Genomic DNA, 14,193 nt, shown 5'->3' on the forward strand with positions numbered 1-14,193 from the left:
CTTTCCGCGTGGATTGTCTCGCCATCCGAGAAGCAGAACCGTTTTTATCTAGGCAAGACGTGCTCTAATCCCGTGACGTTTGCCGCCAGGTTGCCTATATGTGCCTTGAAAGGATCCAAGGCATGGCACAGACAATCGACGACATTATTGCTGATTTCGATTTTCTCGATGATTGGGAAGATCGCTATCGCTATGTCATCGATCTCGGGCGTGACTTGAAGCCCTATCCCGACTCCGCCCGCGATTCTGCCCACAAGGTGAGGGGATGCGTCAGCCAGGTTTGGCTGAAAAGCTCCCTGAATGGCGACGTGGATCCTGTCATTGATTTTCTCGGCGATTCAGATGCGCATATCGTTCGCGGCCTCGTCGCCATCATGATGGTGCTCTATTCGGGCAAGCGCGCATCTGAGATCATGGCGATCGATCCCGACGCCATCTTGAAAAAGCTTGGGCTCGACGAGCATCTCACGCCGCAGCGGTCGAATGGCCTGCGCGCCATGATCGGCCGGATCCGCAGCGAAGCGCAGGCTGCCCTCGCCGCAGCGTAATCTTCAAAGTGCTGGACGGAAATCTTCGGTTCCCCAGTGAATGATGCGCTGGCTCCGCCGTGACGGCATTGTCGGATGATAGTGACGGTCAAGCGCAGCAAGCGCCGTTCTTAAAATCAGCTTTGCCGAACGGACGGGCCACTGCCGTTCCCGTTCGACAAGCTCCAGCCCCTTCAAGAAGCAACAGACGTCGACCAGGACGCCGGAAAGCTCCGGCCCCACCGCTTCCAATGCGCGCTCGACACGCTGACGGGCAGCAAGCGCCGCATCGGTGATGTCGAGGACGCCGTTTGAACGCGAGGCGCTGCCCGTAACGTCCCAATTTGCCCCGATTGAGGGCATCAGGTTGCCAATCGTGTAGTCCGCGCGCAGCCGTTCGCCCGCCTTGAACGCTTCGTCGTTGATAAAGGGCGCTCCGCCGGCATCTTTGCGCTTGCGGAGCGTGGCAAGGGGCGATTCACTCTGGTTGCTGCGTACCTGGGACGTGCCATGTCGGTCAGCAAGGACCATGGTCGTCTCTTCGCGATGCTGGCCGGCAAAAGGATCGTCTGATAAGACGACCCGGCGCAAATGCGCTTTGCCGGCTTCGCTGAGGGAAAGTTCCGTTCCGCGCAGTGTCGCGCTGCCGTTGCTTAGTGCCGATTTGACTGCGGCATGCTCGACAGAAATCGCGCCGTGCTCGCGGCTTTCCAGGGTCACCCGCCCATTTCCGGCTTGATCGACGAGGAAACCCGGGCCTTTAGCCAGAAAGCGCAACAGTCGCAACTCGCGGTTCTTATCGTGTGCTGCTCGCATCAGCGCACCGTCCCGTCGCGCATGAATGCGACCTTCACGATGTTCTCGATCGTCTGGACAATATGGTCAAACTCCAGCTCCTCGCGCATATCCTCGATAAGATGGCACGCGTGGTTCACCGTGCTCCGGTCGCGGCCGAAGGCGCGCCCTACCTCGCTCATTGTCAGAGCAAGCGTCACATGCGCGACATACATGCCGATCTGCCGAACCCTTGCCACCGGGCGCTCGCAGCGTGAATGTGAGCGCAGTTCGCGGCCGCTCACATTGAAGAACGTCGAAAGAATATCGATCAGGCCATCGCAAACCTGGAGCAGCCGCTCGTCAAGAGGCGCTTCCTCGTCGATGGACACAAGCTCCGGTACCTTCGGTTTACCGCGCCTTGGCCGAAGCGAGTGGATCATCGCCTTGGCCTCAGGGGCGGAACGGATCAGATTGAGCAAACTCGAAGACATCCTGGCTCCAATTTCTAATAGGAATATCTTCTTATATTGGACCCTTCAAGTGCGTGGATAAGTTTTCCTGACAGCCTATCTTAAGGATCTGTACTTACATCGTATTTTTGCCTTCAATCTCCAAAAGCGAGGACATAAATCCTACACCCAGCGTCATCGCGCATACTCGTTTGATCCACAACATAGGGGACAAAGCGTGTCGGCGATCGATTGGAACAGACAGAAAATCGCATTTCTAAAATCGCAGGAGCAAGAGACAAGCGATGCTCGACAGCGACTTGCGCTGCAAATTCTTTGTGGCGAGGATCTGGGTACGGTTCTATTGCTAGACGCGGCGAAGAAGGAACATTTGTGCAAGCGGCTGAAGCGGCTGATCGAACGCGAACGCCTCAAGGGCGCCGCAGGCCACTGGAGTTATGACCTTAACCGCCATATTGGCCTGAAGGAGGCGCTTGAAACGCTTAAAATATCGCTTTCCGGCAGCAGTGACCCGGAGAAACAGATCCGCACCGCTTGAATGCAAAAACGGCGCCCTGCGGCGCCGTTCCGTCTGCGTGGCATATCGCCCGTTGCTCGATCAGGCAGCCTTCTTGCGCTTGCGACCGAGGCCCATGTTCTTGGCAAGGCGCGAACGCGCTGCTGCATAGTTCGGAGCGACCATCGGATAGGACGGGTCCAAATCCCACTTTTCGCGATACTGTTCCGGCGTAAGGCTGTAGTGGGTCATCAGGTGACGCTTCAACGACTTGAACTTCTTGCCGTCTTCGAGGCAGACGATGTAGTCGTCCGCAACGGACTTCTTCGGGTTGATGGCCGGCTTCGGCTTTTCCTGAACAGCAACGACTGTTTCGACGCTGCCCCCAACTCGGCCGAGCGCAGCATGAACGTCGGCGATGAGAGTAGGCAAGTCACCGGCTGGCACCGAATTGTTGCTGACATAGGCAGCAACCAGTTCGGCAGTGAGTTCAAGCAGGACGTCGCCGGCAGTTGTGTTTGAATTGTCGAACGTGGTCATCTAAGTCCAATTCCTTCGTCTATTTTTTTATCTCGGTAGGTAGATTAAAATCACCAATATAAAGTCGAGAACACGCGAGGTCTCCAACGCCTTTGATGACACTCTATTGCGGAACGCATTTTATTTGTCAAATCAATACTTCGTTCAAAAAAGAAATATTTCAAATAATCCCGTGAATAGAGATTAACAGGACGCAAACGACGATGGACGCAAGAAAGCCAAGGCCCGGCCACAGGTGCGACAACACTTAGGGAATGCTGACAGCGATTTGCGGCATACCACTAAGAAAAAAAATGGCAAAAATGAGGAACAACGGTCTGCGTCCCAAGCATTCTATAATAACAGATATTGCCGATTCTAGTGTTCATGCCTACATCTGGCGTAAAAAGGAACCCTCAATGACCACAAGAACATTCAAGGTCGTCAAGTCGGACGCACAGTGGCGTGAACAGTTGACACCCGAACAATACCAGATCACGCGAAATCACGGGACGGAACGTGCTTTTTCCAGTCCGAACTTCGACAGCAAGTTGAAGGGGACCTACAAGTGCGTCTGTTGTGACCGGCCGCTCTACCGCTCCGAGACAAAGTATGACTCGGGCACAGGTTGGCCGAGCTTCTACGCGCCCATCGAGCCTGAGGCCGTTTTTGCTGTCGAGGACCGCTCCTACGGCATGCTGCGCACGGAGATAAAGTGCTCGGACTGCGACGCCCATCTCGGCCACGCTTTTCCCGATGGGCCGCCGCCTACGGGCGTGCGCTATTGCATGAACGGCAATGCGCTCGTCTTCGATGAGGATTGACGCGGCGCCGGCGTTTCTTGCACATAGTTTCACGTGTATTTCCGCCCGCGGGACGCTCCCGTCGGTAACCATGAAAGTTTTTAGATGACCAATCCTTCGCGCTTCCCCGCTCTTGCTGCACCTCAATCCGAAAAAAGGCCCGTCTCCGACACACGGCACGGAATTACCCGCGTCGATGACTATGGTTGGATGCGGGCCGAGAACTGGCAGGACGTTTTTCGCGATCCCGCTACGCTTGATCCGGCAATTCGCCAGCATCTCGAAGCGGAAAACGCGTATCAGACAGCGCTGATGGAAGATACCAAACCGCTTCAGCAGCGGCTCTTTGACGAGATGAAAGGCCGGATCAAGGAAGACGATTCGTCAGTACCTTCGAGAGATGGTCCTTATGCATATGGCACGTCCTATAAGGTTGGTGGCCAACAGCCGCGGTTTTTCCGCACGCCGCGCGATGGCGGCGATGAGACCATGCTGCTCGACGGCGATCTCGAAGGCGAAGGCAAGCCGTATTTCCGTCTCGCCTCGGCCGATCACTCGCCCGATCACAACAAGATGATCTGGGGGTACGACGACAAGGGCTCCGAGTTCTTCACGCTGAAGGTACGCGACCTGGCAAAGCTTCAGGACCAGACGGACAGCGTGAGCGACACGACCGGCGGCGGTGTATGGAACGCGCAGTCCAATGGCTTTTACTATACGCGGGTCGATGCCAATCACCGGCCATCGCGTCTCTACTATCATGAACTCGGCCAACCGGAGAGCGAGGACCGCCTCATTTATGAGGAAAAAGATCCAGGCTTCTTCCTCGGCGTCGGCGGCAGCTCGCTGAACGACTTCATCTTCGTCGATATTCACGATCACCAGACGTCAGAAATATGGCTGATCCCCGCCAACGACCCGACCATCGAGCCAAGACTCGTTGCGGGGCGCGAGCCCGGCGTCGAATATAGTCTCACCGAAGGCGGCGACGTGTTTTACATCCTCACCAATGATGAGGGCGCCAAGGATTTCAAGATCATGAGCGCTCCGGTGGACGCGCCCGAAAAGTCGAATTGGACCGAAGTGGTCGCGCACAAATCCGGACGTCTTCTCCTTGGTCATTCCGCCTATTCCAGCCATCTCGTTTGGCTTGAACGCGAGAACGGTCTGCCGCGTATTCTCATTCGCGATCGCAAGAGCGGCGAAGAGCACGCCATCGCCTTAGACGAGGAAGCTTATGCGCTTGGTCTCGAGGGAAGCGCCGAGTACGACACCGACGTCATCCGCTTCTCCTATTCGTCAATGACCACGCCAACGCAGGTCTATGACTACAACATGCGTACTCGCGAGCGCACCTTGCTCAAGACGCAGGAAGTTCCATCCGGGCACAATCCTGAGGATTATGTGACGCGTCGCTTGCTGGCCCCTGCCCCCGACGGCGAGCTTGTACCTGTCTCGATCGTCTATCATCGCGACACCAGGATCGATGGCACAGCACCGTGCCTGCTCTATGGTTATGGGTCCTATGGGATCAGCATACCCGCGAGTTTCAATACCAATTGCCTCTCGCTTGCCGACCGAGGATTTATCTACGCGGTTGCGCATGTTCGCGGCGGCAAGGACAAGGGCTATGACTGGTATGAGAACGGCAAGCGGCTCAACAAGAAAAACACGTTTACCGATTTCATTGCCGCTGCACAGCACCTCGTAGCCGAAGGGTACACGAGCCACGATCGCATCGTCGCGCAAGGCGGTTCGGCCGGCGGCATGCTGATGGGCGCCATCGCTAACATGGCGCCGGATACATTCGGCGGCATCATCGCCGAGGTGCCATTCGTCGACGTAATCAACACCATGCTCGACGATACGCTGCCGCTGACGCCGCCCGAGTGGACGGAATGGGGAAATCCGATCACTTCGGCCACCGACTATGAATATATGTCCTCCTATTCCCCCTACGACAACGTTGAAGCCAAGGCCTACCCGCCAATTCTGGCCGTCGCGGGCCTGACTGATCCGCGCGTTACCTATTGGGAACCAGCGAAGTGGGTGGCCAAACTTCGTGAGCTCAAGACCGACGACAACCCAGTACTCTTCCGCATCAATATGGAAGCCGGGCATGCGGGGGCTTCGGGGCGTTTCTCACGTCTGGAAGAGGTGGCCTACGTGTACGCCTATGCGCTGAAGCTCGCCGGAAAAACACAAATGTGAACACCATCGCAGAAACTTCCGAATGCCCCGTGCCGTTGCTCAATGAAACGAACGCGCCATGTTGCGGCAGATTGAGTATAACTGCTGTGTTGGCCACGGAGGTTTCTTGCAATGTTACAAAGCAGGCTCATGCTATTGGCTGCTATGGGGCTCGCCGCCCAGCCTTTTCTCGCCGTTGCCCACATTGATCGTGCGGCGGCCGTACTCAAGAATGTAAGCGAATATGCCGGGCGGCGATGCAATACGCCGCCGCGCGGCTCCGGCATCATCATCGGCTATTATTCAGGCACGACCGACAATCCGATCATCTCGTTTGGCGGCGATGAAGCGCCCGTCTTTGCGGTCCGTTGTTTCACTTCGTTACAGGAATGCCAGGGCTGGCTCTATACGATGCGCAGCAAATATAATGATGGCCCATCTGTTCTGATCCGCTGCGAACGGCGCTGATCGCTGGTATTCACTGTGGCGCCGGAGCCGGATAGCCATTCGGGTGCGGCGGCACTGCCTTCAAGTAGGCGGCGATTGCCTCACGATCGGACGCATCGATCTGGGCCATGTTGTGGATGACGTCGGCCATGGAACTTCCAAGCGAATCGAATTCCGGCGTGAAACCGCTCTCGAGGGCGTAAGCGATGTCCTTCTCCGACCAATCGCTGATGCCGCCCTCCCCGTCCGTAATGTTGGGGACGACGCCCTTGCCTTCTGCCGCCTTGGCCCCCGCAAGCCATCTGCCCTTGTCGAGCCCGCCTATGGCGTTGCGCGGTGTGTGACACTCGCCACAATGTCCGGGACCCTCAACAAGATACTGGCCGCGCTTCACCGCATCCGTCGCCTCGGCAATGGCAAGGACGGGTTTCGGCGAAAGATAAAGCCGCTTCCAGAGCCCCAGACCACGCCGGACATTAAAGGGGAAGCCGAGTTTGTGCGGACCGGAAACATTGTCCGAAGGCGGCAAGGTCTTGAGGTAGGCGTAAAGATCGGCAACGTCCTGTGGCTGCATGCGCGCGTAGGACGTATAGGGGAACGCTGGGTAGAAATGCCGGCCATCGGGCGCAACGCCAGCCATCATTGCATTGGCGAGGTCCTCGAACGACCAATCGCCGATACCCTGTTTTGAGGGGGATATATTCGGCGTCACGAAGGTCCCGAACGGGGTGACCAGGTTGACGCCGCCGGCCAGGACCAGCCGTGCATCACCCTTTGAGCCCGGTGCTGTATGGCAAGAAGCACAGCCGCCCTGCCAAAACACTTTTACACCGCGCTGAACATCGCCGGGTGTCACCCCGGCAAGTTGTGACGGATCAAGCCGGACGGGCGCCGTAAGATACCAGAAACCCGCTCCAGCGATGACCGCGAGCAAGATGACGATGAGCGCGGCCCTGCGCATCATCGATACGGTCTCAGTCTTTCTTGATTCGAAATGCCTTGTGGCACGTGCCGCAATTCTCGGTCACCTGATTAAAGACGACCTTGAAGCTGTCGAGATCCTTTGGCTCGGCGGCTGCTGCCTTGGCGGCGTCGGCCTTGTACTTGGTCATGGCCGCTTCAAAACCAGCGCTGTCTTCCCAGATTTTCGGCGAGGCTGTTGTCTTGCCGCCCGTCTCGGAGCCTTTCGGGAATAGCGTCGCGATATCGATTTTCTGCGCATCCTCGTTCAGATGCTTCAGCGCGGTCATGACCAATTGGGCGTCAAAAGGCTTTTCGCCCTTGATGATCGGTGTGATGCTACCCACGGTCTTGCCCTGATCCTTCATCAGTGCCTGTCGGTCCGCGATCGGATCTGCATGCGCTGACATCGAAAAAACAGCGACCGCAAACAGCGGCGCCGCAGTCAAAGCGATCAGTCTATTCATGGGTGTCTCCCAACTCTTGTGGCTAAATATGGTTTGGCTTCAAGGGTTTCCGGTTGGCACTCTAGATCAAAGGCAGCAAAAATCACCCGTACCGCTCGATCAACTTTTCGTTTGTTGAAAGACCCCGGCACTTGGCCGGGGTTTGTGCGTCTCAGAGTGAAAAGTAGACGCCGGTACGATAGTAACGCCCGCGATTGTATCGCCGATCATCCCACCCGCGATAGTGCGGGCGATCCCAGCGGCGATGGTATGGACGATCCCAACGGCCATAGTGACGACGGTCCCAGCGGCGATCCCAGCGTCTATCCCACCGGCGATCCCAACGATGATGACGCCTTTCCCAACGATAGTTTCGGCGGTCCCAGCGATCATGGACCGGTTGTACATTCGGGTTTGGAACACCGGCACGCGTGGCATCGACCGGCCGTTCAATAGCGACTGGCGCAGCGCTTGCGATTCCGGTCGCACCGACCGTTCCAAACGAAATAAGCGTGGCACATATGGCCGAAATCAATTTTCGCATCATTCCTCCAGTGAAAGCCGCTTCAGTTGGCTTCAGCGGGTTCAATATGGAGCCTAAGACTTTAGGCAAAGCTCCTGAACGCTGGATGAATAACGAATGTGTCAGAGATTGGATCGATCCGCCGCGATCACTTATCGAGTCAATTTGCTCACATATGTGACATTGTCTCGGCCATGCCGCGCGCTCAACCCTGCTATCCCTGGGCGGCCACGCTTCCAATTGGGCGAATAATAAGTGACGACGTTCGGACGGTTTCGAAGCGAAACTTCAGACGTTCTTTTGATTATTTTCTTTGACGGTAATATTTCAAGCGAAACCGACAGAGCTTGCGTAGCAGCAAAAGAATTTGAATAAAATGCAACGCAATTCAACAACCCCACAATAACAATATATGCACACTTTTTCATGGTTAACCTCCGTTTACGCCGATTATTTTTATTATTTTTACTAGATCAGAGCGGTTTGTGGCTTGCTTTCCCAATTAGTTGCTAGTCGTTATTTTGAGACTGTTACAATTTCTCGTCCAATTCGCGAATATCCTAATGTTTTCAGAGTGATAACTCGCTCAGCCATTGTGCGCTGGACTGTTAGGGTTAATAGAGATTTAAGCGTGTCGGCGCGCGTCAAACGCCATTTGGTGCGGATACTGACAAAATATGGCATGATATTTCAGAGAGATTTTGCAATGTCCCGATCAGAACGCCTGCTCGACCTTATCCAGATCATGCGCCGCCACCGCCGTCCGGTAAGTGGTAAGGTGCTCGCCGATGAGACCGGCGTGAGTATTCGTACGCTCTATCGCGACATCGCTACGCTTCAGGCGCAGGGCGCGCATATCGAAGGCGAGCCGGGTCTCGGTTATATGTTGCGTCCGGGCTTCATGTTGCCGCCGCTTATGTTTTCCGAAGACGAACTTGAAGCGCTGGTCCTCGGCTCCCGCTGGGTCGAAAAGCAGCCAGACAAACGACTGGCGCTTGCCGCGCGAGACGCACTATCGAAGATTGTCGCTGTTCTTCCGGATGACTTGCGCAGCGATGCCAATTCCTCGGCCCTACTCGTCGGCCCACCGGGTTCTTCGCCGGATACGATCGACCTCGCCGCGCTCAGGAAAGCGATTCGTTCAGAACGCAAACTTGAAATCACCTACAGCGATGGCAATGGAACACAGTCGCGCCGTTTGATCTGGCCTTTCGCTCTCGGTTTCTTTGATCGCGTCCGTGTCGTTGTCGCCTGGTGCGAATTGCGTCAGGACAATCGCCATTTCCGCGCCGACCGGATTTTGGCCCTTCAGACCACGGATACACGCTATCCCAAACGCCGCCATGCGATCATCAAACAGTGGCGGGAGGCCGAAGGCATACAACCGCTGGATTGAGCGTCTGCTACTGCCAAAAACTGACAGTAGTTGAGGCTAGAGTGCTCCCGTCAAACAGGAGGCAAGAGTGTTAAATCCCAATTTCATGCTGATTTATGTGAAGGATGCAAAACGCAGCCGGCATTTCTATGCCGAATTGTTCGATCGAGACCCTGTAGAGGAGTCTTCCTACTTTGCGATGTTTGTCCTCGATTCGGGCCTCAAATTCGCAATGTGGTCGCGCGAAAAGGTCCTGCCGGCACCCACCGAACAGGCTGGCGGGAGCGAACTGGTTTTCGGCGTCGATAGCGATGCGGCGCTGGAAGCGCTGTATAGTGAATGGATAGAGCGCGATCTCGCCATTGCTCAACAACCGACACGGCTGGATTTTGGATATAGTTTCGTCGCGCTTGATCCGGACGGACACCGTCTGCGCGTCTATGCGCCGGCGGAGGACGCTACCCAATGACCCGGCACAGGATCGCCGTCGCATCGGCCGACCACGTCCGCAGGGGGCTCAAGGGCGGCTTCATGCAGGTTTGCCACGGCAAGATTGCACCATTGAATCGTATCGAGGCCGGGGATCATGTCGCCTATTATTCGCCAACTGAAATACTCGGCAGCAAGGACGGGCTGCAATCATTCACGGCCATTGGTACTGTAAAAACCGGCGATCCCTACAATTTCGATATGGGAAATGGCTTCGTCCCGTCCCGGCGTGACGTCGATTGGGACGAAGCACACACAGCGTCGATACGTCCTCTGCTCGACAAGCTTGAATTCACTGCGGGCAGGCCAAACTGGGGCGCCCAACTGCGCTTCGGCCTGCTTCAGATCAGCGCTGGTGATTTTGCACTGATTGAGGCGGCCGTGAAAAACAAGACGGCCCCGTGAGAACGGGGCCGTTTGTGTGACTAGCGATCTTGCTGCCTGGATAGTTGTGAGAATCATCGCTTGTTGAAAGTTTTTTATTGACGATGGTTTGAGGAGCGCTCACCCGCTTCGCTAGTCGGTAGGAACATAAGGCACGGTAAAAGAAGCACGGCCTTGGCAGCTGATGTGTTGAAGACTTTGAGCCCTTGAGACCGTCCGTTAAGGGCAGCAACGCCCTGCATCGGTACAGTTCGATATGCATGTGCGCTCAGCAGATTTTTTTAGCTTTCGACCGCAGAAGGGTGGCAATATATCGTTTCATTAACTGCTTCCGTATTAAGTGACTAAAATCTCAAAGGCATTTTCTTGAATGTGTTCGTTATAGCGTTGGAACTTTTTGGGAAAAGTGACAACGTTGTCCCTATTTGCCCCTATCGAGTTTGTTTATAATTATCCCATTGGTCGGATTGAGTAATTTTTGAAAGATATTTGCATGCCGCCATCCAGTTTCGGGGCTGATCTCCTGGTCGTCGAAGATCAACACTTGATGCGACTCGCCTTGGTCCACGAACTCCAAACCGCATTTCCTGCCTCGGTAGTTCATGCAGCGGGGAGCATAAGTACGGTAATTGAACTGGCCGAATCGATCCCTTTCGCGCTTGTACTCATCGACCCGGGCCTTCCCGGCTACGATCCCCATTCAGCGCGCGACCGACTGCGCGTCATCAGGTCGATCGTGGAGCAGACACCGGCGGCCATCCATGTCGTCATCACCGGCTCGGACAGCCTGGAAGAATGGGAGGCGTGCCAACGGCTCGGCGTTGCCGGGTACATCGCGAAGAACAATCTCAGGCCCGGCGCCATGGCCGATATCGTGCAGGAAATCGCCGAAGCGGGAAAATCGGTCGGCCTTGACCACGATGAAAGCACCGAGCCGGAGGTCTATCATTCGGCCCTGTCCCCGCGCGAGCAGGAGGTACTTGTCTGGATGCGGCAAAGGCCGTCCGGCGTCAGCAGAAAGGAAATTTACGATCAACTGGGATCGCATCTCAACATCGACGCGGCTTCGGCCGAGCGCTATTACAAGCGGGCGAAGGCAAAGCTTTTGAAGATCGGTGTGTTGTCGAATCTGTTTTGATATGTGCTAATGTCTGTTCGTTGTTTGATTCTATTTATTTTAGCTTTTTCCGCACCGGTCAGGGAATTCTAAGCGGTCACGACCTCTGGCAAATCGCTGGGCCTTCACCGTTATTCTTTTGCCGCCCGCGGACAATTTTGTTCGATGGATATTATGAGGATTACTTTCGATACGCACGAAATAATCGTGCCAATTCTTCCCGGCGACGTATCGGAGAAAATCTGGTCGGCACTGCAGAACGGTACCTATGAGGCCAAGGAGGCTTTTTGGGTGAAGCGCGCCGTCCGTCCCGGCGATCGAATTCTGGAGCTCGGCACGGGTCTCGGCATCATTGCGTCGGTAATGGCGGCAACCGATGACGTTCGCATTCTGGCGTTCGACGCCAATCCTGAAGTCGTCGCGCTGGCGCGGAGGGTGATCGATACAAATGGCTTCGATAATGTGACCATCAGCCACGGCCTTCTCATGGCCGGCGAACCGCGCGAGGTACCATTCTATGTGCGCAAAGATTTCTGGATGTCTTCGACATTCGCAGACCAGGGCCCCTATGAGCACGTCATCACTATCCGGTCAGTGGAAATTGACGAGATCATAGCCGCCGCAGGGATAACGATCCTCGTGATGGACATCGAGGGTGGTGAATACGAGTTACTCCGCGGCGCGCAATTACCAGGTGTCGAGCGCGTCTTCCTGGAGTTGCACGACCATCTTTACGGACTGGATGGCGTTATGCAGATCATAGCGGCGATGGCGGCGAACGGTTTTGCTTTTGATCCGCGCGGCTCCAGCGGAGCCTGCGCATTGTTTAGCCGCGATCTGACGCCACGGGCATTTGACGAGGCTTTCGCCCTTGCCATCGCATAGGTTGCTCAAGGCTTGGTCGCTTGTTGTTTCCGTCGGCCTTTGTCTCGTTGCAGGATGTGCCGTAGCCCAACAGTCGGACGACGCGGCATTAGTTCTCAGAGATACGTCAGGTCAGATTGTCAGGAGTTACACGCGTGATCAATTCCGGGAAGAATTCACGGCTCGGGAACGAAACACCGATACGCCCTGGAGCCTAGGTGTACCTGTCGGCTTTCGCGGGCCCTTCCTTAAAGACATATTGGCGAGGAACAACCTCCTCGGCGGCTCATTTGAAATTAGCGGCGCCGACAGTTTCGTAGCCAAGATCAGTTCGGAGGAGATCGAGCGCTACGCGCCCATTCTCGCGACAGAGAAGAAATGCACGGACGAAGACAAGTACAGCGGCGCCTGCAGCCCCGGCCAAACGTATCGGCTCTTGTCAATTGACGATGGCGGGCCACTTTATCTCATCTGGCCGCTCCACGACTTACCGCCAAGATATCTCCCCAGCCGCAACGCTATTTGGGTTTGGTTCGTCGTATCAATCAAGGCCCTTTCATGAAAAGGTATCTGTCGCAAGTTTCCTCGTTTCTTCTTTACGCCGGCCTCCTGACGTCGGTAGGCTTGACGATTTGGGTGCTCCTGCGAACAGATGTCTACAGGCGAGAGACTGAAATCGTTTTCGGGCAAAGTTCGGAGGTGCAGTGGCGAGCATCGCAATCGCGCGACAAGGTGGCGCGGATTGTTGGCTATCTGAACATCGCAGTCCAGACAGGGCAGCGTGACCCGCGTTTGCTCACGGAGATCCGGATGCTGCGATTCAACCTCAAATCACTCGCCGCCCTCGAATATGCCAAAGATTTCATGCCACCAAACGACCCCAACGGCCTCGACCGCTCGATAGGACTGCTCGATACGGTCGTTTTACCCAACGTATTGGCTCAGACAAATTATAACGAGGTTCTGCACGACGTCGCCCTCATCGACCTCTACCTGGCCGGCCTTCTGGGCGCCACGGTGGACCATAGTCAGGCGATAAGCGCTACAACGCGCATTGGAATTGACGCGGCCCGGAATCGCCTGACGTTTTTCGCGGCGCTTTCGGTGATCATCTTGAGCGCCATAGCGATTTACCAGCACAACAGGGACAAGAGCCGCGAGGATCAGCACATAAGGTCCTTTTCTCTGCTTTTCGCCCATATGACCCGCACGCGCATTGCAGCGCTGCGCCTGTTCCTCACCTATATTGATGGGAAAGTTCAACCATCCGCGGAAATGACGGAGGCTGCTCTTGCCACCATTCTCGAACTCGATTCAATCAATGAAGGGCTCATGCTGATTGGCCACAGGCGTTCCGACGCGCGCTCAATGCCGCTTGGCGATGTCGTTGCCGAGATCGCCGGCAAAAACAAGCAGACTCTGATAATTCGAGCCAGCGAAGAAGCCTTAGCCATCCGCGTTCCTGCAGCGCAATTTCATCTGCTTATCGATGAGCTGGTTCGCAACGCTATCAACGCGATACCAGCATCCAAGCAGCCTCAGATCACGATAGGGGCCGATATCCATCGCACCTTCATGGGAGCGGCTCGCCTTGTCCTTGCTGTCAAGGACAACGGCAAGGGTATGAGCGCCGGCCTGCTTGCCAAAGCGCGCGAACCATTCTTCTCGACCAAGGCTGGGGTCCATGTCGGGCTTGGGCTGACCAATTCAGTTGAATTGGTCAAGTCAATGGGTGGGAAGCTTCAGATACAATCGACGCCGTGTGTCGGAACGGAAGTTCGTATATTCTACCCGATCTGAGCGCCG

The 14,193-nt window shown here is 55.7% G+C and carries 17 protein-coding genes; 12 read left to right on the top strand and 5 right to left on the bottom strand.

Going from position 1 to position 14,193, the window contains the following annotated elements; genetic code table 11:
* Positions 1-122 precede the first annotated feature (122 nt).
* A complete protein-coding gene (locus HQ945_RS02990) occupies positions 123-548 on the top strand; it encodes a SufE family protein (RefSeq protein WP_113282037.1) in 426 nt (141 codons plus the stop codon).
* A gap of 3 nt (positions 549-551) precedes the next feature.
* Here the strand turns inward: HQ945_RS02990 and HQ945_RS02995 are convergent, their stop codons facing one another.
* Together HQ945_RS02995 and HQ945_RS03000 are read right to left on the bottom strand one after the other, a co-directional pair.
* The gene (locus tag HQ945_RS02995; RefSeq protein ID WP_113282038.1) at positions 552-1,343 is read right to left on the bottom strand and encodes a DUF6456 domain-containing protein; all 792 of its coding nucleotides are present in this window, start codon (positions 1,341-1,343) and stop codon (positions 552-554) included.
* Positions 1,343-1,795 carry a helix-turn-helix domain-containing protein gene (locus HQ945_RS03000; RefSeq protein WP_091950116.1) on the bottom strand — a complete coding sequence of 151 codons (453 nt, stop codon included), beginning with the start codon at positions 1,793-1,795 and terminating at the stop codon, positions 1,343-1,345. Before HQ945_RS03000 ends, HQ945_RS02995 begins: the two co-directional genes overlap by 1 nt.
* 205 nt (positions 1,796-2,000) lie before the next feature.
* Here HQ945_RS03000 and HQ945_RS03005 point away from each other — a divergent pair, with 205 nt between their 5' ends.
* Positions 2,001-2,312, top strand: coding sequence for a cytoplasmic protein (locus tag HQ945_RS03005; protein WP_113282082.1), 312 nt, complete (start codon positions 2,001-2,003; stop codon positions 2,310-2,312).
* Positions 2,313-2,372: 60 nt separating this feature from the next.
* On the opposite strand, the gene HQ945_RS03010 is transcribed toward HQ945_RS03005, so the two are convergent.
* Positions 2,373-2,810 (bottom strand): Ros/MucR family transcriptional regulator, encoded by a 438-nt coding sequence (locus HQ945_RS03010; protein ID WP_027229976.1) that lies wholly within the window; start codon positions 2,808-2,810, stop codon positions 2,373-2,375.
* A 398-nt stretch (positions 2,811-3,208) separates the two neighbouring features.
* Between HQ945_RS03010 and msrB the strand changes: the two genes are divergently transcribed.
* The 3 genes from msrB (at position 3,209) to HQ945_RS03025 (ending at position 6,250) form a co-directional block, all read left to right on the top strand.
* Complete coding sequence (gene msrB / locus HQ945_RS03015) at positions 3,209-3,613, top strand: peptide-methionine (R)-S-oxide reductase MsrB (protein ID WP_113282039.1); 405 nt, start codon at positions 3,209-3,211, stop codon at positions 3,611-3,613.
* A gap of 84 nt (positions 3,614-3,697) precedes the next feature.
* Positions 3,698-5,803: a S9 family peptidase gene (locus tag HQ945_RS03020; protein WP_174207635.1), complete on the top strand. Its 2,106-nt coding sequence runs from the start codon at positions 3,698-3,700 to the stop codon at positions 5,801-5,803.
* 111 nt (positions 5,804-5,914) lie between these two features.
* Positions 5,915-6,250 (top strand): hypothetical protein, encoded by a 336-nt coding sequence (locus HQ945_RS03025; RefSeq protein ID WP_027229979.1) that lies wholly within the window; start codon positions 5,915-5,917, stop codon positions 6,248-6,250.
* Positions 6,251-6,260: 10 nt separating this feature from the next.
* Here HQ945_RS03025 and HQ945_RS03030 read toward each other — a convergent pair whose 3' ends face one another.
* Both HQ945_RS03030 and HQ945_RS03035 read right to left on the bottom strand, forming a co-directional pair.
* Positions 6,261-7,193 (bottom strand): cytochrome c, encoded by a 933-nt coding sequence (locus HQ945_RS03030; protein WP_174207636.1) that lies wholly within the window; start codon positions 7,191-7,193, stop codon positions 6,261-6,263.
* A 10-nt stretch (positions 7,194-7,203) separates the two neighbouring features.
* Positions 7,204-7,656: a c-type cytochrome gene (locus HQ945_RS03035; RefSeq protein ID WP_174207637.1), complete on the bottom strand. Its 453-nt coding sequence runs from the start codon at positions 7,654-7,656 to the stop codon at positions 7,204-7,206.
* 410 nt (positions 7,657-8,066) lie between these two features.
* Between HQ945_RS03035 and HQ945_RS03040 the strand changes: the two genes are divergently transcribed.
* The 7 genes from HQ945_RS03040 to HQ945_RS03070 all read left to right on the top strand — a co-directional run bounded on the left by HQ945_RS03040 (position 8,067) and on the right by HQ945_RS03070 (position 14,187).
* Complete coding sequence (locus HQ945_RS03040; RefSeq protein WP_174207638.1) at positions 8,067-8,339, top strand: hypothetical protein; 273 nt, start codon at positions 8,067-8,069, stop codon at positions 8,337-8,339.
* A 525-nt stretch (positions 8,340-8,864) separates the two neighbouring features.
* Positions 8,865-9,554: a helix-turn-helix transcriptional regulator gene (locus HQ945_RS03045; RefSeq protein WP_174207639.1), complete on the top strand. Its 690-nt coding sequence runs from the start codon at positions 8,865-8,867 to the stop codon at positions 9,552-9,554.
* Positions 9,555-9,621: 67 nt separating this feature from the next.
* Positions 9,622-10,002, top strand: a complete 381-nt coding sequence (locus tag HQ945_RS03050; RefSeq protein ID WP_174207640.1) for a VOC family protein — start codon at positions 9,622-9,624, stop codon at positions 10,000-10,002.
* Positions 9,999-10,427 carry an EVE domain-containing protein gene (locus HQ945_RS03055; protein WP_174207641.1) on the top strand — a complete coding sequence of 143 codons (429 nt, stop codon included), beginning with the start codon at positions 9,999-10,001 and terminating at the stop codon, positions 10,425-10,427. The genes HQ945_RS03050 and HQ945_RS03055 overlap by 4 nt, the downstream gene beginning before the upstream one ends.
* Positions 10,428-10,899: 472 nt before the next feature.
* Positions 10,900-11,544: a response regulator transcription factor gene (locus HQ945_RS03060; protein WP_113282045.1), complete on the top strand. Its 645-nt coding sequence runs from the start codon at positions 10,900-10,902 to the stop codon at positions 11,542-11,544.
* 153 nt (positions 11,545-11,697) lie between these two features.
* Positions 11,698-12,408: an FkbM family methyltransferase gene (locus HQ945_RS03065; RefSeq protein WP_425500625.1), complete on the top strand. Its 711-nt coding sequence runs from the start codon at positions 11,698-11,700 to the stop codon at positions 12,406-12,408.
* 537 nt (positions 12,409-12,945) lie between these two features.
* The gene (locus HQ945_RS03070; RefSeq protein ID WP_113282048.1) at positions 12,946-14,187 is read left to right on the top strand and encodes an ATP-binding protein; all 1,242 of its coding nucleotides are present in this window, start codon (positions 12,946-12,948) and stop codon (positions 14,185-14,187) included.
* The last annotated feature ends 6 nt before the right edge of the window (positions 14,188-14,193 follow it).

Origin of the sequence: Phyllobacterium pellucidum (assembly GCF_013327855.1) — a bacterium.
GTDB classification, from domain to species: domain Bacteria; phylum Pseudomonadota; class Alphaproteobacteria; order Rhizobiales; family Rhizobiaceae; genus Phyllobacterium; species Phyllobacterium pellucidum.